The following is a 21,166-nucleotide window of genomic DNA, read 5'->3' on the forward strand; positions in this document are numbered from 1 at the left end:
GGTCAGCCAGTTTCTGGAACCGCCCGGTCCGCACCCTGAGCAGCTGGACAGCTCAGCGGGGGGTGACTGAGTAGCGGCGGTTCTGCAGAGACGGGTTGCGTTTCCGTACGTCGGCCAGCCGCTCAGTGGTGATCTCAGCGACGGCATGTCCGTCCGCCTCACCCACTGAGGCCAGCGCGACGCCCTGTGGGTCCAGCACCTGGCTGAGGCCGCAGTACTTCTTCCCGTTCTGCGCAGCCGCCACGACGTAGCAGGTGTTCTCCACAGCACGTGCAGTCAGCAGGGTGGACCAGTGGTGCTCCTTGAGCGGTCCACGGACCCACGCGGCCGGTACGACCAGTACGTCCGCACCGGCGTCGACCAGAGCACGGGACAGCTCCGGGAACCGCAGGTCGTAGCAGGTCATCAGACCGAGCGTGTGCTCGCCGACCTGGATCGCCACGGGCGCCACATCGCCCGCGGTCAGCTGGTCGGACTCCCGGTACCCGAACGCGTCGTACAGGTGGATCTTGCGGTACGCGCCGAGCAGCACGCCGTCCGCGCCGACCGCGAGCAGGGTGTTGTACGGGCGATCCTGGTCGTGACTGAGCTCGAACATGCCGGCCACGATCGCCACACCGTGCTCGACAGCCGCCTTCCGCAACGTCGCCACGAACTCACCGTCCAGCGACTCGGCCGCCTCCGCCACCGACTCCCCGGCCACGGCGAAGTCAGACATCATCGCTTCCGGCAGGACGACGAGATCGGGGCGGCCCTCCGCAGCCTCCGCGACCAGACGCGTGACTGCCTCCCGGTTGGCGGCCTTGTCGTAACTGCTGGCGGTCTGCACCACGGCAATCCTCATCTGTCCATGGTGCCGCAGAACGCGCGGCTTGAACCCCTGCGGCCGGGTTGGCGCAGTACGTCCGGCCACCGGGATGCCAGACTGAGCGGGTGGAGTTTGACGCGGTGGTGCTGGCCGGGGGTGGGTCGACCCGGTTCGGTGGGGTGGACAAGGCGATGCTGGTCCTGGACGGCGTGACGCTGCTCGACCGGGTGCTGACCGCGACAGCAGAGGCAGCGTCAACCGTGGTCGTCGGTCCGGTGCGTACGACGTACCGCAAGGTCGACTGGACTGTGGAGGACCCGCCGTCGGGCGGACCGGTGGCCGGGCTGGCAGCCGGCCTCGCGAACGGGACCGCACCGGTCGTCGTGGTGGTGAGCTGCGACCTGCCGTGGATCACCGCGGCCGACGTACGGGCCCTCGTCGACGGCGTCGGCGAGCACGACGGCCTCGGCCTGCGCGACACCGCCGGCCAGGAACAGCAGCTCGCCACCGCGTACCGGCGTACCGCACTCGCCGCGGCGATCGCCCAGGTCGGCGACCCCCGCGACAAGTCGGTGCGCCGCACGCTCGCCGCACTCGACCTGACCTGGACCGACCCGACCAGAGCCGGCGACGACGTCGACACCTGGGCAGACCTCGACGACTGAAGACCCCCGACGCCCAGCCAAACCCAGCCAAGCCAAGCCAAGCCAAGCCAAGCCAGCCGAGCCAAAACCGCTGGACGCCGCAAATAAGTTCAACAGCATGGATGTCGCGCAGCTCGTCGAGGATGCCCTCCACACCAAGGCCGGCACGACAACGGAGCGCACCGGCGGCCAGCTAAGCCAGGTGTACGAAGTGCAGACCACCGACCGGTCCGTGATCGTGAAGGTCTACGCGCCGGAGTGGCGATGGAAGCAGGCCAAGGAAGTCCACGTGTACGGCCTGCTCTCACCCGAGCTCGGCGCCCAGATCCCGCAGGTCCTGCACGTCGGCGACGGCGTCACGATCCTCTCGAAGCTCCACGGTGTCCCGCTGTCCGAGATCGAGCCGCCCGACTGGCGGACGACGTACGCACAGCTTGGTGCGCTGCTGCAGCGGATCCACCGGATCGAGCAACCGGCGTACGGCTATCTCACCGACCAGATCCTCGACCCGCTCCCGGACAACGACCAGTACATGCGCCGTCAGTTCGCAAAGAAGCTCGCGGAGTTCGAGCAGCTCGGCGGTGACCGCGAACTGCACGCCAAGATCGCGGCGTACGTCGACGAGCACGCGCACCTGTTCGCGGACAACACCGCCGCCGTCCTGTGCCACAACGACTTCCACGAGGGCAACATCCTGGTCGATCCGGCGACCTGGCAGGTGAACGGATTCATCGACGTGGAGAACGCGATCGCCGCCGATCCGCTCGTCGATCTCGCGAAGACGATCCAGTACTCGGCGCACGATCACCCGGACAAACTCGCGGGTCTCACCGACGGGTACGGCGCCGTACCGCAGGATCGGATCGACCTCTACCGGCTCTACCACTCGCTCGAGCTATGGGACTGGTTCTGCTCGATAGACCAGACCACTTACCTGGACAGCATCGCGCTGGACCTGGCGAAGCTCGTCACGGCCTGAGGGTAAGTTGGGGACCATGCGAGCTGTCGTGTGTGATGGTGCCGGCGGGATCGACGTTCTCGGCATCGGCGAGATCCCGGACCCGCAACCTGCCGTCGACGAGGTCGTCATCGACGTCGTCGCCGCCGGTGTGAACCGCGCGGATCTCCTGCAACGGCAGGGCTTCTACCCGCCGCCGCCCGGCGCCCCCGGCACGATCGGGCTCGAGGTGTCCGGCCGGATCTCGGCGGTCGGTGCCGAGGTCGAGGGCTGGTCGGTCGGCGACGAGTGCTGCGCGCTCCTGGCCGGCGGTGGGTACGCCGAGAAGGTCGTCGTCCCCGCGCCGCAGGTGATGCCGGTGCCGGACGGCCTGGACCTGGTCAGCGCGGCCGCGCTCCCCGAGGTGGTCGCGACCGTGTGGTCCAACATCTTCATGACCGCGCATCTCAAGGACGGCGAGACGATGCTGGTGCACGGCGGTTCGTCGGGCATCGGGTCGATGGCGATCCAGCTCGGCGTCGCGCACGGCGCGCGGGTGCTGACCACGGTCGGCAGCAAGGAGAAGATGGAGTTCTGTACGTCGCTCGGCGCCGACGTCGCGATCAACTACAAGGAAGCCGAGTGGGCGTCCGTGGTCAAGGAGGCCACCAAGGGCGCGGGCGCCGACGTGATCCTCGACATCATGGGCGCGAAGTACCTGACCGACAACGTGAAGTCGCTCGCGTTCGACGGCCGGCTGGTGGTGATCGGGATGCAGGGCGGCGCCAAGGGCGAGCTGGACCTCGGCCGGTTGATGAGCCGCCGCGGTTCGGTGATCGCGACCGGGTTGCGGTTCCGGTCGGTCGAGGACAAGGGCCGGATCCTCGCCGAGGTCGTCGGCCACGTCTGGCCGCTGATCGCGGCGAAGAAGGTCCGCCCGATCGTGCACGCCACCCTCCCGCTCGCCGAGGTCGCCAAGGCCCACGAGACCCTCGAGCAGTCCACGCAACTAGGCAAGGTCCTGCTCACGACCTGACGCGGACCCACAGCACTCACCAACCCGCGCCGGCGCCGCACCCCCACGCCCAGCGGACCGCCGGCGGCGCCCAGGCCGACTTGGTGAGTGCTGGAGATGCCGGCGCTCCACGATCGCGAGCTCCCAGTACACGGCACGGCGATCACCGGCCGCTTGGTGCGCCGATTGGCCGGAGGGAATTGACGCACGCATACCGGGTATGCATACTCGGTATCTATGTCGATCAAGCATGGATTGCTGGCGCTGCTGCAGGACGAGCCGAAGTACGGCTACCAGCTCCGCGGTGAGTTCGAGGCCGCAACCGGAGCGACCTGGCCGCTGAACATCGGGCAGGTCTACACGACCCTGACGCGCCTCGAGCGCGACGGTCTGGTCCAGGCGGCAGCCGCCCGTGCGGCGAGCAGCGAGGGCGACGGCCGGTCCCTGTACGAGATCACCGACGCCGGGCGGACCGAGCTGACGACCTGGTTCGAGACCCCAGTGACCCGGGAGTCGCGTCCGCGCGACGAGCTCGCGATCAAGCTAGCGCTCGCCCTCGCCGTACCGGGCGTCGATGTCAGCGCAGTGGTCCAGCGGCAGCGGATGTCGACGATGCAGTCACTGCAGGAGCTGACCCGGCTGAAGCGGAACAGTACCGACGGCGAGATCTCCTGGCAGCTCGTCGTCGAGTCGATGATCTTCGGCGCCGAGGCGGAGATCCGCTGGCTCGACCACTGCGAGGCGATGCTCGTACGGCACCGCGGCAGACCGCGCGCGGTATCGCAAAAAGACGTACCGCAAAAGGACGTGCCGCAGAAATACGACGTACCGGACGAGCAGGGGGCCCGCTCATGATCCTCGACCTCCGCAATCTGACCAGGACGCACGGTCAAGGCGATCAGGCCGTCCATGCCCTGCGGGGCGTCGATCTGACCGTCGACGCCGGCGAACTGGTGGCCGTCATGGGGCCCTCCGGATCCGGCAAGTCGACGTTGCTGACCTGCGCCGGAGGCCTGGACCGTCCGACCAGCGGCGAAGTGCTTGTCGACGGCAACGACCTCACGCAGCTCAGCCCGAACGCCGTCGCGGCCTTGCGCCGTCGCCGGATCGGCTACGTGTTCCAGGACTTCAACCTGATCCCGGCACTGACCGCGGCCGAGAACGTCTCGCTCCCGCTGGAGCTGGACGGCACGCGGACCCGGAGCGCCCGCAAGTACGCGATCGCGGCGCTGCAGGAGGTCGGGATCGAGGAGCTCGCGGACCGCTTCCCCGACGACATGTCCGGTGGCCAACGGCAACGAGTCGCGATCGCCCGGGCAATCGTCGGCGAACGCCGCCTGCTGCTCGCAGACGAGCCGACCGGCGCGCTCGACTCCGAGACCGGTGAAGCCGTACTGCGCCTGCTCCGCGATCGCTGCGACCAGCACGGCATCGGCGGCGTACTCGTCACCCACGACGCCCGCCACGCCGCCTGGGCCGATCGCGTCGTCTACCTGCGCGACGGCGTACTGGTCGGACAAACCACCCCGCTCCCCGACGCCGACGCCCTCCTGCAGGACAGTCACTGATGAGCAAATGGGGTCCGCCGCTGCGGATCGCCCGCCGTACGGCGCGTCGATCGATCGGCCGTACGCTCCTCGTCGCGGCCCTGATCGGCCTGCCGGTACTGGCCGCGACCTGGCTGGGCATCGTCTTGCAGACCGCAAGGCCGAGCGGCGAGACCCTTGCGAACAACACGCTCGGCCACGCGGACGCCCAGCTCCAGGTCACGCAGTACGACAAGCTGTCCGTACCGCCCGGGCAGGAAATGATGTACGGCGAGCCCGCGCCGGCCGAAGGGCACGACAAGGCCGTCCGGACCCCGTCGACGTTCGACCCGTTGCAACTCCTGCCGCCCGGCAGCAAGGTGGCCCGTCAGTTCGTCGACGCCGGCCTCACCGAGCTCCGGACGCCGGACTCGAAGACCGCGGCCACTCTGATCACCGGCGACGGTTCGAGTCCGTTGACGGCCGGTACGGTGAAACTCGACAAGGGCCGGCTGCCCACGAAGCCCGGCGAGGTGGCGATCTCGCCGTCGCTTGCCGACAAGCTCGGTTCGACAGAGACCGTGGTCAGCGCGGACGGCAAGACGTACGCCGTCGTCGGCATCGCCAGGTTGCTCACGACCCAGAGCACGCGGGCGATCTTCGCCACGCCTGGCTCCGGGCTCGACGAGGTCGACCCCACGCGCACCGTCCAGTACCTGGTCGATCTCCCGGACTCCGCCGACCCGGCCCAGCTCAGTGCCAAGCTCGTCGACCAGGGCCTATTTCTCTTGCCCAGGGCAATCATCGTCGACCCGCCGCCGTCCCCGTTCGGCACCACCGCGGACGAGATCGGCCCGTACGCGGCGATGGCCCTCGTGATCGGCTTCGGCATCCTGGAGATCGTGCTGCTCGCCGGTACGGCGTTCGCGGTCGGCGCCCGACGCCAGACCCGGGAGCTCGGGCTGGTGATGGCAGCCGGAGGTACACCAAGCGACGTACGACGGATCGTCGTGATGCAGGGGCTGGTCACCGGACTGGTCGGCGTCGTCGGCGGGCTCGTGCTTGCGGGCATCGCGGTGTTCAGCGCGAAACCGCTCTGGGAGGCGATGACCGACGCGATCTTCACCGCCTGGCAGATCCCCTGGGCAACGATCGTCGCAACCGCTGCACTCGGCGTCGGCGCCGGGCTCGCGGCGGCCGTCGTACCCGCGATCCAAGCCGGCCGTCAGGCACCGATCGCTGCGCTGCCCGGGCGCTTCTCAGTGACGGCGAAGGCCGCGCGGATCCGGATCGTCGCCGTCGTCTTGCTGGCCGGCGGGCTCGTCTGCGTGTTCGCAGGCAGCACGATGATCGGGGCAGCGCTGAGGTCCGCGCAACACTCATCCCTCGGCGCCGAGGCGACCGCAACGCCGCTGGCGCCGATCGTGCTCGTTCTCACCGGCATCACCGCCGTGATCGCTGCGCTGGTGTGGCTGCTGCCGAGCCTGATCGCCAGGGTGGCCGGTCTGGCGCGAGGACTGCCGCTGAGCGGCCGGATGGCGTTGCGCGACGCCTCCCGGCACCGGCACCGCACGGCCCCGGCCGCTGCAGCGATCATGATGGCTGTTGCCGGCACCGCGGCGGTCGCCTTCGCGGCCTCCAACTCGATCGCTGCCGACGCGGCGACCTACGTCGCAGCCGCGCGCCGCGGCGATGCCGTCATCCATTTCACGCAGGGTTTCCCAGGCGCACTCACGTACACGCCGCGGCTCACGGCACAGGTCGCTGGGCTACTGCCGGTCGGTAAGCAGTACGAGCTCGGGTACGTACAACTGCCCGGGACCAAGCCCGACCAGTACGGGTACTCGCCGGTCCTGGCGGTCGCGACGCCCGAGAGCGCAGGCGGCATGACCGGGATGCCGCTGCAGGTCGCCGATCCGGCGTTCGTCGAGCGGTTCGGCGACTACGGCGCGCGGGTCGCGGCCGGGATGCGGGACGGCAAAGTGGTGCTTCCGGACGTCCCGCTGCAGCCGGGACAAAAGGTTGCCATGCACAATGACAACTCAGACAAGTACCTGCGCAACCTGGACGCGGTCTCGTTCGGCCCGCCACCGCGGGTCCAGTTCCTCCGCGACACCGCGCTGATCAGTCCGGAGACAGCGCGGGCGCTGGGCACGACCCAGATCAACGAGGTGCACTTCGAGTTGACCCGGGAGCCGACCGACGCCGAGCTCGCCGCGGTCTCCCGACTGCTCGGCGCGGACGACCAGTTGACGGTCGAGAAGGGGTACCAGAATCCCGGGCGGCTGTTCCTGATCGGGATCCTCGGCGCGGCCACGGTCGTGACGCTGCTCGGGGTCGCGATCTCGGTCTCACTGTCCGCGGCCGAGGGCCGGGCCGATCTCGCGACCCTGGCCGCGATCGGTGCCCCGCCACGGCGCCGGCGGTCGCTCGCCGCGGCCCAGGCGTGGGTGCTCGGTCAGCTGGGCTGTGTGCTGGGCGTGGGGGTCGGCGCACTGTACGGCTACACCGCGCACGCCGCGTTCGGGTCGCCGCACTTCGTCGTCCCGTGGGCGGAGATCGCCGGCATCGTGCTTGTCGTACCCCTCTTCGCCGGACTGCTCGCCTGGCTGCTCACCCGCTCCCGGCTACCGATGGTCAGCCGGATCAACTGATGCGAGTTCTGGATACGCGGCGGCATACGGGGGTGTGCTGGCGATGCGCCATTGGCCGCAGGCGCATTGCTGGTAGACGACCAGTCCTTCACTGACCTGGTGGCTGGAGACCGCGGTCCAGCGGTGCCGGTGGATGTCTGTCATGGGTCCATCGTGATGTAATGGCATTATGCATCTCAACCCTTACGGCGCCGATGCCGTACTGCTCGCCGTGAATCTGGTGACTCGGCCCGCGCACACGCCCGAGGAGCTGGCTGTGCGGTGTGAGGAGAGCGGTGTCGAAAGCCGTCTGGTCCGCGAGCGGCGCGTGACCGCGGCCGACCTGGCCGCCGTACGGACGGCGCTCGACGAGTGGCTGCAGGTGGTGGACGCGCAGGACGAGCAGTCTCGTGTCGACCTGGTGAACGCGATGCTCGCGAAGTACACCGAGCATCCGCGGCTCACGAACCACGCCGGCGACGGCTGGCACATGCACTACCGGCCCAACAACGTGCCTGTCGGACGGCTGGTTGCGACGCTGATCAGCACCGGCACGGCGTTGCACCTGGCTGGACGTGGCATCAGTCGGCTCGGCCGCTGCGCCGCCGCCGGTTGCGACAACGTGTACGCCGACCTTTCCCGTACCGGCCGCCAGCGCTACTGCACTCCGGCCTGCGCCAATCGCGATGCCGTACGCCGCCACCGCGCCCGCACTTCTTAGCTGTAGTCGGTGGTGAGCGTCGGCCATCGATCGGTGGCCCAGGCCAGCCACGTCGTCCATGGTTCGGGCGGAGACGGTTCGTCCGAGCCGGCGAGCTCGGCGGCATCGGGTGCTTCGAACCGGGTACGCCAGGTGACCACGTCCGCTGCAGGCATCGGAAAGGTCTCGGGCGTGGTGGCCTCACGATGCGCGATCCGGGCGAGTTGATCGTGGAGCTCAATGGGCAGATAGACGACCTGGCACGGCACCCCCGCTTCGGCGGCCAGCCGGCGCAGCGCCGAGCGTTCGTCGCGGCTCCACAGACCGAAGTCGAGGACCACGCTCGTCCCCAACCGCAGGGTTCGCAGCGCCACCGTGATCATCCAGCCTTCCAGGAGGTCGCGTTTGCCGTTGGCCCGCAGCGACGTACCAAAGAAGGAGAGGTGCCACTCGTCCGGCGTCAACCGCAGCGCATCGTGCGACTTCGCCAGCTCTTGAGCCCTGGTGGTCTTGCCTGCACCGGGAAGACCGACCATCAAGAACAGCGTGGTGCCAGACATCGTTGGGCCTCCTCCGGTCAAGGAGCCGATGGTTGCATCCCCGCCGGAGCACGCCCAAACCGGCCCCGGACAGCCCGCACTAGGATGGGGAGATGAGCGAGAGCAGCAGCGAGGGCCAGGAAGTTCCGATGGCCGGGGCGCGTACCGAGGACGGCAAGGTGCTGATCGTCGGGCCGGACGGCATGGCCGTCGAGGGACCGCCGCGCTCCGACAACGACGACGAGCACGACGACGAGCCGCGCTCGGTGACCGAGCTGGTGGAGCAGCCGGCCAAGGTGATGCGGGTCGCGAACATGATCCGGCAACTGCTGGAAGAGGTGAAGTCGGCGCCGCTCGACGAAGCCTCCCGCGCACGCCTGCGGTCGATCCACGAGGCGTCGATCAAGGAGCTGGAGAGCGGCCTGGCGCCGGAGCTGGTCGAGGAGCTGGAGCGTCTCACCCTCGACTTCACCGACGACAGCACGCCCACCGACTCGGAGCTGCGGATCGCGCAGGCCCAGCTGGTGGGTTGGCTCGAGGGCCTGTTCCACGGCATCCAGACGGCGTTGTTCGCACAGCAGATGGCCGCGCGGCAGCAGCTCGAGCAGATGCGCCGCGCGCTCCCCGGCGGCCAGCAACTGCCCGGCGAGGAGCACCCGGGATTCCCCGGCGCACCGCAGGCCGGCAACACCGACGGCCCGGGCAGCGGCGGGATGTATCTGTAACAGGATTTATTTCAAAGGCTGGAAGAACTCCTCGAGGACGGCGGCGACGCCGTCCTCGTCATTTGTGGGGGCAATTCTGTCCACCACGGCGAGTACGTCGGGATGTGCGTTCGCGACGCCGTACGACGTTCCGGCCCAAGCGAGCATCGGAAGATCGTTCACCGAGTCGCCGAACGCAATCGTCTCAGCAGCCGAGATTCCTTGGGTACCGGCGAAGTCCGCGAGCATCGCGGCCTTCGAGACGCCGGTCGCGGAAATCTCCACCAGACCGTGCCCGCCGCTGTGGCTGGCGGTGACTCGTTGGCCGACCAACGGATTCACCAACGCGAGCAGGTCGTCGGACGGCAGACTCGGATGCCGCACCAACAGTTTGGCGGCGGGTTCCGCGAGCAGTTCCTCGACGGCGGCGATCAGACTGTCGTCGGGCATCGGCCAGCGATTCAGGTAGACCGGTTCCTGTCCGTAGCGGTCCGGTCGCTCGATCGCGAACTGCACGTCCGGGATCGCCGCCCGGATCGCCTGCGCAACCTCGAGGGCGACCGTCGGGTCGATCAGCGCGGTCCGGATCGCCTTACGGTGCAGGACGTCGTACAGAATGGCGCCGTTGGCAACGATTGCGACACCGTGGTCGCCGACCAGGTACGACAGGTCGTGCAGCCAGCGAGGTGGCCGAGCGGTGACCATCACGAAAACACTTCCGGCGGACTGGGCCGCGAGCACCGCGGCGCGGGTTCGATCGGACACCGTTCCGTCACTGCGGACGAGCGTTCCGTCGAGATCGGTGGCAATCAGGCGGGGGTACTGCGGAACCGTCACCGGGCCACCGTATCGCCGCAAGACCCGATGCTGCATTACCCTTCCAAGCACTCCGGGCGCAAGCGGTCAAGGGTCGGATTGAGACCTTTTTGACTTATCTGATTGAGCTTTTGACAACGTCATCAGACCGTTACGGCAGGATGCTGCAAAGGCAGCAAGTTCCCCTGCGCCGCACGGTTCGTGCGTGATTTCATGCGGAGGTCTGGCCGGGGAACCGGGGGCTGTTCGGCCGCGTCGTATGCGTGTTCTGGATCAGCGCGACTGATGCCGCCCCACACCCGGAAACACACACAAACGTCGAAGAACTGTTGCGGAACTGGCTGCAACCAAAACCGCAGCAGGGACGTCAAGAGTTATGGATCGGTGCGTCCCACGCCCGGGACGACACGGTGGGCAGGCAACAAAGTGCAGGTCCACCAGCTAGTGGAGCCGTGCGTACGAACGTCGTTCAGCGTTCGTTCATTCGGTTCCTGATACTTGGGGAGCCTTGATGACCGTCAACAGCGCCAATCTAGCGGGGCCGGGGGGCAGAAGCTCTCGAGCGGCTGTCGACACATGTTCCAACAGAGAAGGGGTCATGACCGGCTGCATCACCAGGACCGATGTCTTTCAGCACCGCCTGATGGAGGAGCCGCCGCCCGCGTCCGCAACCCGCCGTACGCGGGAGCGGTACGAACAGCTCGTGCGTGAGGCCAAGGCGCTGTGCGCGTCCTGCCCGCTGCTCACGGACTGTCTGTACAGCGCGGTCGCGGAGCACGACGTGAGCGGTTTCGTCGCCGGAACCACCGCTGCACAACGGCGTTCGATCCGGAACCTGCTCGACGTCGAGGTGCAGGCCGACGACTTCGACCAGCTTGCCGGCGCACGGGGGACGCGCCGGCCGGTGAGCCACGAAGAAGTCCTGCGGCTGCGCACCCAGTACCCGAACGACAGCCTGGAGTCGCTGGCGATGCGCCTCGGCTGCTCGCTGTCGACGGTGAAGCGGCACCTGCGGCGCGCCCGTCGCGGCCAGAGCCCGGCGGCCAAGACGCCGCGGCCGCGGCCCGAGGTGAGCGCCGTGCTGGATGCGTTCGACACTGTCGTCGAGCAGCACCAGCCGCGCCGTACCGGCAGCACCCGCGTCGCCTGACCCGATACTCGGCCCGCCAGCGGACTATCGGGTCAAGGCCCGGAAACCCTGCAACTAGGGGGTTTCCGGGCCTTTGTCTTGTCAACTGTCAAGATTTCGGCGCTGACCGAAAGGGCTTGACTCAGAACCAGCGGTTGAGGATCGCCGCGACGCCGTCGTCCTGGACCGACTTGGTGACCTCGTCCGCGGCCGCCTTGACCTCGTCCGGGGCGGAGTCCATCGCGATGCCGAGACCGGCGTACGTGAGCATCTCGATGTCGTTGCGTCCGTCACCGATCGCCAGCAGTCCGGACGGGTCCAGGTCGAGCTGCGCGAGCGCGACCTTCAGGCCTGTCGACTTGTCCACACCCTCGGGTGCGATGTCGAGCCATGCGGTCCAGCCGACGAAGTAGCTGACCCCGTGCAGGCCGAGGCGTTCCGCCAGGTGGACGAAGTCGCTCTCGGACTGCTCCGGGTCGCGGATGATCAACCTGGTCACGGGTTGCGGCGCGAGCTCCTCGTCGCCGACCACGCGGATCTTCGCGTTCGCGCCGAGGTCGCCGTCCGGGAACGGCGCGGTGACCAGGTAGCTGCCGTCGGAGTCCTCGACCGCCATCCGGGCGTTCGGCGCGTACTTGCGCACCGACGCGATCACCGTCGACGGATCGAACGTCCGCTCGTCGACCACCAGACCGTCCGGGTAACGCATCGTACGCGCACCGTTGCTACAGACAACGAATCCGCCGGTCGGCAGCCCGAGCCGCTCGCCGATCGGCAGCGTTGTGGACCACGCTCGCCCGGTCGCCAGTACGACGGGCACCTGCGCGGCCGTACGACGAACCGCGTCGACCACCGCGGCAGACATCAGGTCGTCGTGGTCGAGCAGGGTCCCGTCGATGTCCAGGGCAACTACTGTTGGCTTCCCTGTCATTTGGCGACCGGTTCGAGGACCTCGCGGCCGCCGAGGTACGGCTGCAGCGCGGTCGGCACCCGGACCGAACCGTCGGCCAGCTGGTGGGTCTCGAGGATCGCGACGATCCAGCGTGTGGTGGCCAGCGTGCCGTTCAGCGTCGCAACGTACTGCGTCTTGCCGTCCGCGTCCCGGTGCCGGATGTTCAGCCGGCGGGCCTGGAAGTCCGTGCAGTTCGACGTCGACGTCAGCTCGCGGTACCGGCCCTGGGTCGGCACCCACGCCTCGCAGTCGAACTTCCGGTACGCCGAGACGCCCAGATCGCCCGTCGCGGTGTCGATCACCCGGTAGCTCAGCTCCATCTTGTCGAGCATCTCCCGCTCCCAGGCCAGCAGCCGCAGGTGCTCGGCGGCCGCATCCTCCAGCCTGCAGTAGGAGAACATCTCGACCTTGTCGAACTGGTGGACGCGGATGATCCCGCGGGTGTCCTTCCCGTGCGAGCCGGCTTCCTTGCGGTAGCAGGACGACCAGCCGGCGTACCGGGCCGGGCCGTTCGACAGGTCGAGGATCTCGTCCATGTGGTAGCCGGCCAGCGCGACCTCCGACGTACCGGTCAGGTACAGCTCGGGGTCCTCGAGGCGGTAGACGTCGTCGTGCGCCGACAGGTAGCCGGTGCCGCCCATCACCTCGGGCTTGACCAGGGTCGGCGTGATCATCGGGGTGAAGCCGTTCTCCACCGCCTGCTGGATCGCCAGCTGAAGCATGCCGAGCTGGAGCAGCATCCCGGCGCCCTTGAGGAAGTAGAACCTGCTGCCCGAGATCTTGGCGCCGCGCTCCATGTCGATCGCGCCGAGCAGCTCACCGAGCTCGAGGTGGTCGCGGGGCTCGAAGCCCTCGGCGGCGAAGTCCCGCGGCTTGCCGACCTCTTCGACCACGACGAAGTCGTCCTCGCCGCCGACCGGGGCCTCGTCGGAGACAAGGTTCGGCAGGGCGGCGGCCAGCTCGTCGAACCGGCTGCCGGCCGTGTTCGCGGCGGCCTCGTTGACCTTCACCTCGGCGGCCAGCGCCTTGGTGCGCTCCAGCAGCGCGGCGCGCTCGTCGCCCTTGGCCTGGGCGACCTGCTTGCCGAGCGACTTCTGCTCGGCCCGGAGCGCCTCGAAGGCGGAGATGGACGATCGACGCTCACTGTCGGCGACCAGGATCTGGTCGACCAGGTCAACACTCTCGCCACGCTTGGTCAGGGCGGCGCGCACGACGTCAGGGGTCTCACGGAGCAGTTTCGCGTCAATCACACCCTGAGGGTATCGGGGCGTGTCTCGGCGGGCGAAGTCTATTCGGGATGATGGGGTGGCGACACGTCACCATCGAGGGGGATCTGAGCGGGCCGATGAATCACCACCCACCCAGTACAGCGGTCGGCCGTGCGCTCACGGTCGTCCTGGGGGTGCTGCCGTTCGCGGTGCTCACGGTGCTCGTGTTCGAGCACTGGGGGCCGCTGGCCCGGTGGGACCAGTCGGTGGCGGCGCGGGCCGCGGCGTACGGCGCCGGGCACGAAGGCATCGTCGACTTCTGGCAGGTCGTCGGCGCGGTGGCGCTGCCTTGGGCGACGCGGGGGGTGATCGCGATCGTGGCGGCATACCTCTGGCATCGACGGGCGCGGTTGCTGACGATCTGGTTGCTCACGACCGCCGTCGCCGAGCTGGTGCTGGTCCAGGTCGTGAAGGCGGTTTTCGAACGCGACCGGCCGGCCGGGATGCTGGTCGAGACGGGCGGCTTCTCCTACGTCTCAGGGCACGCGGCGGCCGCTTTCGTGCTGGCCGGGGCGCTCGGTGTGGTCCTGCCGTCGGTGCGTGGCTGGCGGCGGCGGTTCCGGCTGCTCGTACTGCTGCCGGTCGTCCTCGTGGTCTGGATCGTGTCCGCGGACCGGATCGCGCTGAACGTGCACTACGTGTCCGACGTGCTCGGCGGCTGGGCGCTCGGGCTGGCGATCCTGACCGCGACGTCGATCGGGTTCGGCCTCCGGCCCGGGCTGCGGCGGCGCCGGCGGCGGGCCGCGTCGGACGGTGACGGTACGACCGCTCCGCCGCGGGCGGCGGTGATCGTGAACCCGATCAAGGTCGGCGACGGCGTGGCGTTCCGCCGGAAGGTGACGCGGGCGCTCGCCGTTCGCGGATACGACGACCCGCTCTGGCTGGAGACCCGTCAGGACGACGCCGGCAGCGCCATGGCCAAGGCCGCGATCGAGTACGAGTCGGACCTGGTACTCGTGGCGGGTGGCGACGGTACGGTCCGGGTGGTCTGCTCCGCGCTCGCGCACACCGGGATCCCGGTCGGCGTGATCCCGGCCGGTACCGGGAACCTGCTCGCCCGCAACCTGCACATCCCGCTCGACCTGGACGACGCGCTGGAGCGGATCCTCGAGGGCCGCGACCGGCGGATCGACCTGGTCGCCGTGCACGGCGACGAGCTGGAGAACGACCGGTACGCCGTGATGGCCGGGCTCGGGCTGGACGCCGCGATCATGTCCGACGCGCCGCCGCACCTGAAGAAGCAGATCGGCTGGACGGCGTACCTGGTCTCGGCCGCGAAGAACGTGAACCACCCGTCCGTACGGGTGCAGCTCACCATCGACGAGGCCGAGCCGATCGAGCGCCGGGTCCGTACGGTCGTGGTCGGGAATGTCGGCATGCTGCAGGCGAACATCCCGCTGCTGCCCGACGCCCGCCCCGACGACGGCCTGCTCGACGTCGTGGTGATCGCGCCGCGGCGGGTCACCCAGTGGCCGATCGTCGTCTGGCGGCTGCTGACCCGTACGAACCGCAGCGACATGTACCTGGAGCGCTTCACCGGCCACAAGGTCAAGATCCACGCCGCCGTCGACGTCCAACGCCAACTGGACGGCGACCCCATCGGCCCCGGCCGCTACCTGGTAGCCGAAATAGAACCGGGCGCCCTGACCGCCCGGGTCCCCAAACGCCGGTAGAGCTCAGGTGACTGTGGGGCCGGCCTCTTTTTTGAGGGTTTCCAGGGCTTCTTCTTCTTCGGGGGAGAGTTTGGACTCGCTGGTGAAGGCCTTGATCTCCTTGGCGTACGTGCGGGCGTCGGCGCGGCTGTTGATCGAGGTCAGGACGACGCCGTCGCCGTGGTCGTCGAGCAGCGCCATCGACCAGGAGAGCTTGCCGCCGGTATCGCCGAAGGCGTCGTACCGGACGACGACGAGGTGCTGCAGCGTCTCCTTCAGCTCACCGCGGGTGACCTCGAGGTCCTTGCCGAGCTTGCGCAGCTCGGACTTCACGGTGCCGGGCTTGGCCTCCGGCTGGGGCGCCTGCGGTTCGGGCTCGGGGAGCGTACTGGGCGCGTCCGACGAGACCGTCCGGGCCCGGAGGGCCTGGATCGCGAACACCAGGGCAAGCACCGCCACAAAAAGGGCGGCGACCCCGAAGGCACCGGCTAACGTCGAAGACACAGGACTAGAGCCTAAAGCATGCCTTGTTGTGCCTGAGTGTTCAGGTGATCGCACAGCGTGCGCGGCGTGGGACGGATGCGGTACCTGGGGCCGCGGCAACGTAGATTCGCGGCGTGACACATTTGCCTGACCAGGGCCCGCAACCGGGCGTTCACGACCTCGGGTACGCCCGCCTCGACACCGATCGGCTGGAGCGCACCGGCGACGCAGAGGTGGTGTACGGCGCCGGCAAGACGCCGTCCCAGGTCGTGGAGCTGCTCCGCACCCTGCACGCCACGCATCCCGGGCACGCCGTCCTGGCGACCCGGTTGACGGACGAGGCGCAGGAGGCGGTGACCGCGGCGCTGCCCGAGGCGGTCGTCGACCCGGTCGGACGTACTGCAGTCCTCGGTGAGCCGCCGGTGCAACGCGGGACGGTGGCCGTCGTGGCTGCCGGTACGTCGGATGCGCCGGTCGCTGCCGAAGCGGCGACCACGGCCCGCGTGTTCGGAGCCGGGGTGGACGTCATCACGGACGTCGGCGTAGCGGGGCTGCACCGGATCCTCGGGGTCCGCGAGCGGCTCGCGGATGCGGACTGCCTCATCGTTGTCGCCGGGATGGAGGGCGCACTGCCCAGCGTCGTCGGCGGGCTGGTCGGCGTGCCCCTGGTGGCGGTGCCGACCTCGGTCGGGTACGGCGCCTCGTTCGGCGGGCTGGCCGCGCTGCTCGGGATGCTGAACTCGTGCGCCCCGGGCGTCACGGTCGTGAACATCGACAACGGGTTCGGGGCCGGGGTGTTCGCGGCCCGGGTGGCCCGCCAGTCCGTTCCTCGCGAAACCAAGGACGCCTGATGCGCACAGCCTGGCTCGACTGCTCCGCCGGTGCGTCCGGCGACATGCTCCTCGGCGCCTTCATCTCGGCCGGCGCCGACCTGGCGTACATCAACCGGGCCGTCGCCGCGGTCGACCCGTCCCTGTCGGTGACGGTCACCCAGACCGCCCGGCACCAGATCGCCGCCACCAAGGCCACCGTCGAGGTGAACGGCACCCCGCACCCGGAAAACATCCCAGACGCCGCCCACAACCACGAGCACGACAACGCCGCCGATGCCGGGCACGATCACGAGCACGAAGACGCCGCCGGACACGGACATGGGCACGGCCACGGACATGCGCATGGACATGGCCACGGGCAGGACGGGCCCACTCGGGCCTGGGCCGACGTCCGGAGTCTGCTCGAGCAGGCTGCCCTGGACGAGCCGGTACGGGAGCGGGCGCTGGACACCTTCGCCCGGCTGGCGCGGGCCGAGGCTTCGGCGCACGGCGTCGAGCCGGACACCGTGCACTTCCACGAGGTCGGGGCGCTGGACGCGATCGCGGACATCGTCGGTGTCGCGGCGGCCGCCGAATCCCTCGGGCTGGAGCGGGTCGTCGTGTCGACGATCGTCCTCGGCAGCGGGAAACAGGTTCGCGGTCAGCACGGCGGCATCCCGATCCCGGGACCTGCGGTTCTGCATCTCGTCTCCGAGGCAGGCGCACCGGTGGTCGGCGGCGCAGCGCCGTACGAGATGACCACGCCGACCGGCGCCGCGCTGCTGGCCACACTGGCGGACGAGTTCGGGGCGCTGCCGGCGATGCGGATCGAGCAGACCGGTGTCGGTGCCGGCGGACGGGACCCGATCGAGGTGCCGAACGTCCTCCGCGTGGTCCTCGGCGAATCGCTCGGGCAGTCGTCGACCGAGCTCGTCTACGAGACGAACGTCGACGATCTCGACCCGCGGATCTGGCCGCAGGTGCTGTCCCGGTTGATGGAAGCCGGCGCGGCCGATGCCTGGCTGACCCCGATCCTGATGAAGAAGGGCCGCCCGGCCCATACGCTCTCGGTCCTGGTCGGCAGCGCGAACGCCGAGCTGGTCCGCTCGGTGATCCTGGCCGAGACGTCGGCGATCGGGCTGCGCGAGTTCGGCATCCGCAAGCACGCGGCCGACCGCGAGTTCGCGACGGTCGAGGTCGACGGCCAGAGTATCCACGTGAAGATCGCCCGGTACGGCGGCCAGGTGATCAACGTTCAGCCCGAGTACGACGACGTGGCCGCGGCCGCCACCGTACTCAAGAAGCCGGTCAAGACCGTACTGGCGAAGGCAGTTGCCGCCGGCCACGACCTCTGGAGCTGAGCGTCAGCGTCAGCGTCAGCGTCAGGAAGCGACCTTCTCGGGGAGCGGTTTCTGCTTGCGGCGGGGCCACTCGTACGGCCACCACTGGGCCCCGTTGCGGCGGGCCCAGAGGATCAGGCCGACGAGCACGGCCAGCTCCACCGCGGGGCAGATCGTGTCGCGGAGCCGGGCGCTGAAGAACTCCAGCGAGTCCGAGAGGCTCGCCGCGACCTGGCGCGCGTGCGGGTCGCGACCGGGCACGTACGCGATCGCGAGCATCGTCGTACGGACGACCATCAGGCCGTCGACCTTGGACGCGGCAACTGCTGCGAGGGCGGCCCAGGCGATCACGTCGTACCAGGGCAGGGAGTACATGGCGGTGAGCACCCAGGCGATCGCGTAGATCGCGGTGTACCGGATGGCGGCCGGGGTCGGGTCGTCGGGATGCGTCTGCGGGACCAGCGACTTCGGGAAGACCTGGGTGAGCAGGATCGCGACGACGATCAGGCCGACCCACGCGAGGATCGCGATGACCGTCCGGACCAGGCCGTTGGGCAGGAAGAGCGTGAAGAAGCTCAGCAGCACCTTGTGCGGCGTACCGGTGGAGATGAACGACGTCTGCGACCGCGCCTGCTGGAACGCCTGCAGGCCGACGATCGCGTACAGCCCGCCCATCGCGATCACGCCGCCACCGCAGAACCACGCGCACTTGCGACGGTCGGCACGCAGCGCCCACAGCATCGCCACCCCGACCAGGCCGATCGACAGCTTGGTGCAGCCCGCGACGCCGATCAGCAGACCGGCCAGGAACACGTGCCGGCGGAACAGCATCAGCGCGATCACCGCGAACATCACCGCGATCGCGTCGTTGTGCGCGCCGGCCAGCACGGCCCAGAGCAGCAGCGGATTCGCCAGGCTGAGCATGATCACGCGCCGCCGGGCCGGCAGGTCCTTGCCGACGAGCTTCATCAGCAGCAGCCCGGTGACGACCAGGCTGATCGCGACCGACAACTGCAGCATCCACACCGTGAGCTGCGCGGAGTCGCCGCCGATCACCGAGGACAGCCACTGCACCCAGGTCGCGATCGGGCCGTACACACTGCGGGCGCCCTGCCACGGCCGCTCGGTCGCGGTGATCACCGGGTCGTACCCGAGCCGGATGGTGTCCGCCGGCGAGGCCGTGTACGGGTCGCCGCCGAGCGCCATGATCCGGCCGTACGCCGCGTAGATCAGCACGTCGCCCGACGCCATCGGCGGTACGAGCGTGACGGCCGCCGTCGTACCGATGCCCAGGGCAACCAGTCGGTCGATGCGCGGCGCCCAGCCGTGCTTGAGGGCCTTCGTCGCAAGGTAGACGCCGTACCCGCCGAGCAGGATCGCGACGTAGATCATCACCGACACGAGCCAGTCGTTCGGCGTCGTGTCGAACCAGTACGAGGGGAGCCACGCGTGCCGGTTCGTCAGCGTCAGCACGACCACCGACGGCCCCAGCAGGCCGACCGCGACGATCAGCGCCGTACATGCCAGATAGAGAGCGACAGCGCGGCGACCGTACTTCTGCCCGAGCTGAAGATCAGTACTCATTGAGCTGTCTTCCGCGGGAACAGGCTCCGCAGCGACGGTCCACCACCGTCCGCGGGCAGCGCGCTGCGGGCGGCCAGCGCGCGCCGGACGTGCAGGTACTGCTTGGCGCGGTGCAGCTGGCCGCGTAGATCGGTCCCGGTGGCGCGGTGCCGTACGTCGATGGGCACCTCGACGATCCGGAAGCCCTTGCGCCCCAGATCGATCGTGAGCGCCGTCTCGACACCGAACCCGGCCGCGAGCGGCACCGCGGAGTCGAACGCAGCCCGGGTGAGACAACGCTGCCCGGACAACGGCTGCTCGGGCGCCCAGCCGGTCGCCTCCTGGATGCCGGCGCGGGCGAGCCGCACCACGAACCCGTGCCCGCCCGCCTTGGACCCGTCGGCCCGCACCTGCGACGGCAGGGTCCCGATCGTCATGTCCGCACGACCGGTCTGCACGGGCTCGATCAACGGCCCGGCCCCGGCGGCGGTGTCGGTCAGGTCGGCATCCAGGAACAGCAGGTGCCGTGGGCGGGCGCCGTCGCGCTCGGCGACAGCCGCTGCGCCGGTCTCCATCGCGGCGGCCTTCCCACGGTTCCGCTCGTGCCGTACGACGACTGCGCCGGCCTGCTCGGCGGCGGCCGACGTACCGTCGGTGGAACCGTCGTCCACCACCACGACCAGGTCGACGCCGATCAGCTTGTGCACCGCGTCGACCGTCGCCGCGATCCGGTCGGCCTCGTCCTTGGCCGGGATCACGCAGGCGACGGCTCGCTCAAGAGGTTCGGGGGGTTGATCAAGACCGGGCACAGCACCGCAGCCTAGTTGCTCGGGAGCCGATCGACCGCGTCGGTAGCCGACCGCTGTGGATATCTCCTTCTTTCGTACGACGGTCGGCCAGGTGTCTGTGGATATCGGCCAGGTGGCAGATGTTCGGCCGGCTCCGGAGCAGCAGGATTCAGGTATCGGCAACCACGAACGGAAGAGGTACCCGGAATGACTCGCACAGTGACCGCCAACATCTCGCTCTCCCTCGACGGACGGGTGAACGGACCGGGCGGCGACTTCGACATGAGCTGGATCGTGCCGCACGCGATCACGGAGGGCGCCCGGGAGCACATGCTCCGGGTCACCGGTCCGGCCACCACCGCCCTGCTCGGGCGGAAGAACTACGAAGGCTTCGGCGGCTTCTGGCCGGCAGTCGCCGACGACGAGACCGCCGCTCCGCAGGACCGCGCGTTCTCCCGCTGGCTGAACGAGACCGACAAGGTGGTGTTCTCCTCGACGCTGACCGAGGCGCCGTGGGCGAACTCGACGATCGCGGACGGCGAGCCGGCCGATGTGGTCAAGAAGCTGCGTGATCAGGACGGTGGCGACATCATCGTGCTCGCCAGTTCGAGCGTGATTCGCGCGCTGCTGGCGGCCGACGAGATCGACCGGCTGAGCATCACGCTCGACCCGGAACTGGTCGGTGGTGGGAGCCGGCTCTTCGAGGACGGGCTGCCGGCCACCTCGTGGAAGCTGACCGACTCGACCCCGACCGAGTCCGGCGCGCTCTGCCTGCTCTACGACCGCGTCCGCTGATTCGCCTTTCCCGCAACATTGTCGGACAATCAGACAGATTAGGGCGATTGTCGTAGCGTGGT

The 21,166-nt window shown here is 69.1% G+C and carries 21 protein-coding genes; 13 read left to right on the forward strand and 8 right to left on the reverse strand.

Going from position 1 to position 21,166, the window contains the following annotated elements; all coding sequences use genetic code 11:
- Positions 1-52 precede the first annotated feature (52 nt).
- Complete coding sequence (locus tag ACGFI6_RS09205; protein WP_393116603.1) at positions 53-844, reverse strand: carbon-nitrogen hydrolase family protein; 792 nt, start codon at positions 842-844, stop codon at positions 53-55.
- An 89-nt stretch (positions 845-933) separates the two neighbouring features.
- On the opposite strand from ACGFI6_RS09205, the gene ACGFI6_RS09210 reads away from it, so the two are divergent.
- The 7 genes from ACGFI6_RS09210 (at position 934) to ACGFI6_RS09240 (ending at position 8,284) form a co-directional block, all read left to right on the forward strand.
- On the forward strand, positions 934-1,473 hold the full coding sequence (locus tag ACGFI6_RS09210) for a molybdenum cofactor guanylyltransferase (RefSeq protein WP_393116605.1): 540 nt from the start codon (positions 934-936) through the stop codon (positions 1,471-1,473).
- Positions 1,474-1,570: 97 nt separating this feature from the next.
- The gene (locus ACGFI6_RS09215) at positions 1,571-2,431 is read left to right on the forward strand and encodes a phosphotransferase family protein (RefSeq protein WP_393116607.1); all 861 of its coding nucleotides are present in this window, start codon (positions 1,571-1,573) and stop codon (positions 2,429-2,431) included.
- Between the two features lie 16 nt (positions 2,432-2,447).
- The gene (locus tag ACGFI6_RS09220) at positions 2,448-3,425 is read left to right on the forward strand and encodes an NAD(P)H-quinone oxidoreductase (RefSeq protein WP_393116609.1); all 978 of its coding nucleotides are present in this window, start codon (positions 2,448-2,450) and stop codon (positions 3,423-3,425) included.
- Positions 3,426-3,641: 216 nt separating this feature from the next.
- Complete coding sequence (locus ACGFI6_RS09225; RefSeq protein WP_393116611.1) at positions 3,642-4,259, forward strand: helix-turn-helix transcriptional regulator; 618 nt, start codon at positions 3,642-3,644, stop codon at positions 4,257-4,259.
- Entirely contained in the window at positions 4,256-4,972 is a 717-nt protein-coding gene (locus ACGFI6_RS09230; protein WP_393116613.1) for an ABC transporter ATP-binding protein, read from the forward strand. Before ACGFI6_RS09225 ends, ACGFI6_RS09230 begins: the two co-directional genes overlap by 4 nt.
- Positions 4,972-7,584, forward strand: a complete 2,613-nt coding sequence (locus tag ACGFI6_RS09235) for an FtsX-like permease family protein (RefSeq protein ID WP_393116615.1) — start codon at positions 4,972-4,974, stop codon at positions 7,582-7,584. Before ACGFI6_RS09230 ends, ACGFI6_RS09235 begins: the two co-directional genes overlap by 1 nt.
- Before the next feature lie 169 nt (positions 7,585-7,753).
- Positions 7,754-8,284: a CGNR zinc finger domain-containing protein gene (locus ACGFI6_RS09240; RefSeq protein ID WP_393116616.1), complete on the forward strand. Its 531-nt coding sequence runs from the start codon at positions 7,754-7,756 to the stop codon at positions 8,282-8,284.
- Here the strand turns inward: ACGFI6_RS09240 and ACGFI6_RS09245 are convergent.
- Complete coding sequence (locus tag ACGFI6_RS09245; protein ID WP_393116618.1) at positions 8,281-8,823, reverse strand: AAA family ATPase; 543 nt, start codon at positions 8,821-8,823, stop codon at positions 8,281-8,283. The two genes, ACGFI6_RS09240 and ACGFI6_RS09245, sit on opposite strands and share 4 nt — an antisense overlap.
- Before the next feature lie 92 nt (positions 8,824-8,915).
- Between ACGFI6_RS09245 and ACGFI6_RS09250 the strand changes: the two genes are divergently transcribed.
- A complete protein-coding gene (locus ACGFI6_RS09250) occupies positions 8,916-9,527 on the forward strand; it encodes a bacterial proteasome activator family protein (protein ID WP_393116620.1) in 612 nt (203 codons plus the stop codon).
- A 6-nt stretch (positions 9,528-9,533) separates the two neighbouring features.
- Here ACGFI6_RS09250 and ACGFI6_RS09255 read toward each other — a convergent pair whose 3' ends face one another.
- Positions 9,534-10,343, reverse strand: a complete 810-nt coding sequence (locus ACGFI6_RS09255; protein WP_393116622.1) for an HAD family hydrolase — start codon at positions 10,341-10,343, stop codon at positions 9,534-9,536.
- A 577-nt stretch (positions 10,344-10,920) separates the two neighbouring features.
- Between ACGFI6_RS09255 and ACGFI6_RS09260 the strand changes: the two genes are divergently transcribed.
- Complete coding sequence (locus ACGFI6_RS09260) at positions 10,921-11,472, forward strand: WhiB family transcriptional regulator (RefSeq protein ID WP_393116624.1); 552 nt, start codon at positions 10,921-10,923, stop codon at positions 11,470-11,472.
- A gap of 121 nt (positions 11,473-11,593) precedes the next feature.
- Here the strand turns inward: ACGFI6_RS09260 and ACGFI6_RS09265 are convergent, their stop codons facing one another.
- Positions 11,594-12,382, reverse strand: coding sequence for an HAD family hydrolase (locus ACGFI6_RS09265; RefSeq protein WP_393116626.1), 789 nt, complete (start codon positions 12,380-12,382; stop codon positions 11,594-11,596).
- The gene (gene serS, locus ACGFI6_RS09270; protein ID WP_393116628.1) at positions 12,379-13,653 is read right to left on the reverse strand and encodes a serine--tRNA ligase; all 1,275 of its coding nucleotides are present in this window, start codon (positions 13,651-13,653) and stop codon (positions 12,379-12,381) included. Before serS ends, ACGFI6_RS09265 begins: the two co-directional genes overlap by 4 nt.
- A gap of 47 nt (positions 13,654-13,700) precedes the next feature.
- On the opposite strand from serS, the gene ACGFI6_RS09275 reads away from it, so the two are divergent.
- Positions 13,701-15,344, forward strand: coding sequence for a diacylglycerol kinase family protein (locus ACGFI6_RS09275; RefSeq protein WP_393116630.1), 1,644 nt, complete (start codon positions 13,701-13,703; stop codon positions 15,342-15,344).
- 3 nt (positions 15,345-15,347) lie between these two features.
- Here the strand turns inward: ACGFI6_RS09275 and ACGFI6_RS09280 are convergent, their stop codons facing one another.
- Positions 15,348-15,827 carry a DUF4446 family protein gene (locus tag ACGFI6_RS09280; protein WP_393116632.1) on the reverse strand — a complete coding sequence of 160 codons (480 nt, stop codon included), beginning with the start codon at positions 15,825-15,827 and terminating at the stop codon, positions 15,348-15,350.
- 113 nt (positions 15,828-15,940) lie between these two features.
- Here ACGFI6_RS09280 and larB point away from each other — a divergent pair, with 113 nt between their 5' ends.
- The gene (gene larB, locus ACGFI6_RS09285; RefSeq protein ID WP_393116634.1) at positions 15,941-16,657 is read left to right on the forward strand and encodes a nickel pincer cofactor biosynthesis protein LarB; all 717 of its coding nucleotides are present in this window, start codon (positions 15,941-15,943) and stop codon (positions 16,655-16,657) included.
- Entirely contained in the window at positions 16,657-17,979 is a 1,323-nt protein-coding gene (gene larC / locus ACGFI6_RS09290; RefSeq protein ID WP_393116636.1) for a nickel pincer cofactor biosynthesis protein LarC, read from the forward strand. Before larB ends, larC begins: the two co-directional genes overlap by 1 nt.
- 21 nt (positions 17,980-18,000) lie before the next feature.
- Here larC and ACGFI6_RS09295 read toward each other — a convergent pair whose 3' ends face one another.
- The gene (locus tag ACGFI6_RS09295; RefSeq protein WP_393116638.1) at positions 18,001-19,542 is read right to left on the reverse strand and encodes a DUF2029 domain-containing protein; all 1,542 of its coding nucleotides are present in this window, start codon (positions 19,540-19,542) and stop codon (positions 18,001-18,003) included.
- Complete coding sequence (locus tag ACGFI6_RS09300) at positions 19,539-20,330, reverse strand: glycosyltransferase family 2 protein (protein ID WP_393116640.1); 792 nt, start codon at positions 20,328-20,330, stop codon at positions 19,539-19,541. The genes ACGFI6_RS09295 and ACGFI6_RS09300 overlap by 4 nt, the downstream gene beginning before the upstream one ends.
- A gap of 186 nt (positions 20,331-20,516) precedes the next feature.
- Here ACGFI6_RS09300 and ACGFI6_RS09305 point away from each other — a divergent pair, with 186 nt between their 5' ends.
- Complete coding sequence (locus ACGFI6_RS09305; RefSeq protein WP_393116642.1) at positions 20,517-21,104, forward strand: dihydrofolate reductase family protein; 588 nt, start codon at positions 20,517-20,519, stop codon at positions 21,102-21,104.
- Positions 21,105-21,166 lie beyond the last annotated feature (62 nt).

This window comes from Kribbella sp. NPDC048928, assembly GCF_043197975.1.
Lineage (GTDB): Bacteria > Actinomycetota > Actinomycetes > Propionibacteriales > Kribbellaceae > Kribbella.

What these genes read in the sequence shown, in the direction of transcription:
- ACGFI6_RS09250 (WP_393116620.1), top strand. Translation starts at nt 8,916, where the DNA reads ATGAGCGAGAGCAGCAGCGAGGGCCAGGAAGTTCCGATGGCCGGGGCG.
- ACGFI6_RS09275 (WP_393116630.1), top strand. Translation starts at nt 13,701, where the DNA reads ATGATGGGGTGGCGACACGTCACCATCGAGGGGGATCTGAGCGGGCCG.
- ACGFI6_RS09240 (WP_393116616.1), top strand. Translation starts at nt 7,754, where the DNA reads ATGCATCTCAACCCTTACGGCGCCGATGCCGTACTGCTCGCCGTGAAT.
- ACGFI6_RS09230 (WP_393116613.1), top strand. Translation starts at nt 4,256, where the DNA reads ATGATCCTCGACCTCCGCAATCTGACCAGGACGCACGGTCAAGGCGAT.
- ACGFI6_RS09225 (WP_393116611.1), top strand. Translation starts at nt 3,642, where the DNA reads ATGTCGATCAAGCATGGATTGCTGGCGCTGCTGCAGGACGAGCCGAAG.
- ACGFI6_RS09305 (WP_393116642.1), top strand. Translation starts at nt 20,517, where the DNA reads ATGACTCGCACAGTGACCGCCAACATCTCGCTCTCCCTCGACGGACGG.
- ACGFI6_RS09215 (WP_393116607.1), top strand. Translation starts at nt 1,571, where the DNA reads ATGGATGTCGCGCAGCTCGTCGAGGATGCCCTCCACACCAAGGCCGGC.
- ACGFI6_RS09205 (WP_393116603.1), bottom strand. Translation starts at nt 844, where the DNA reads ATGAGGATTGCCGTGGTGCAGACCGCCAGCAGTTACGACAAGGCCGCC.
- ACGFI6_RS09295 (WP_393116638.1), bottom strand. Translation starts at nt 19,542, where the DNA reads ATGAGTACTGATCTTCAGCTCGGGCAGAAGTACGGTCGCCGCGCTGTC.
- ACGFI6_RS09245 (WP_393116618.1), bottom strand. Translation starts at nt 8,823, where the DNA reads ATGTCTGGCACCACGCTGTTCTTGATGGTCGGTCTTCCCGGTGCAGGC.
- larC (WP_393116636.1), top strand. Translation starts at nt 16,657, where the DNA reads ATGCGCACAGCCTGGCTCGACTGCTCCGCCGGTGCGTCCGGCGACATG.
- ACGFI6_RS09235 (WP_393116615.1), top strand. Translation starts at nt 4,972, where the DNA reads ATGAGCAAATGGGGTCCGCCGCTGCGGATCGCCCGCCGTACGGCGCGT.
- ACGFI6_RS09220 (WP_393116609.1), top strand. Translation starts at nt 2,448, where the DNA reads ATGCGAGCTGTCGTGTGTGATGGTGCCGGCGGGATCGACGTTCTCGGC.
- ACGFI6_RS09265 (WP_393116626.1), bottom strand. Translation starts at nt 12,382, where the DNA reads ATGACAGGGAAGCCAACAGTAGTTGCCCTGGACATCGACGGGACCCTG.
- ACGFI6_RS09260 (WP_393116624.1), top strand. Translation starts at nt 10,921, where the DNA reads ATGACCGGCTGCATCACCAGGACCGATGTCTTTCAGCACCGCCTGATG.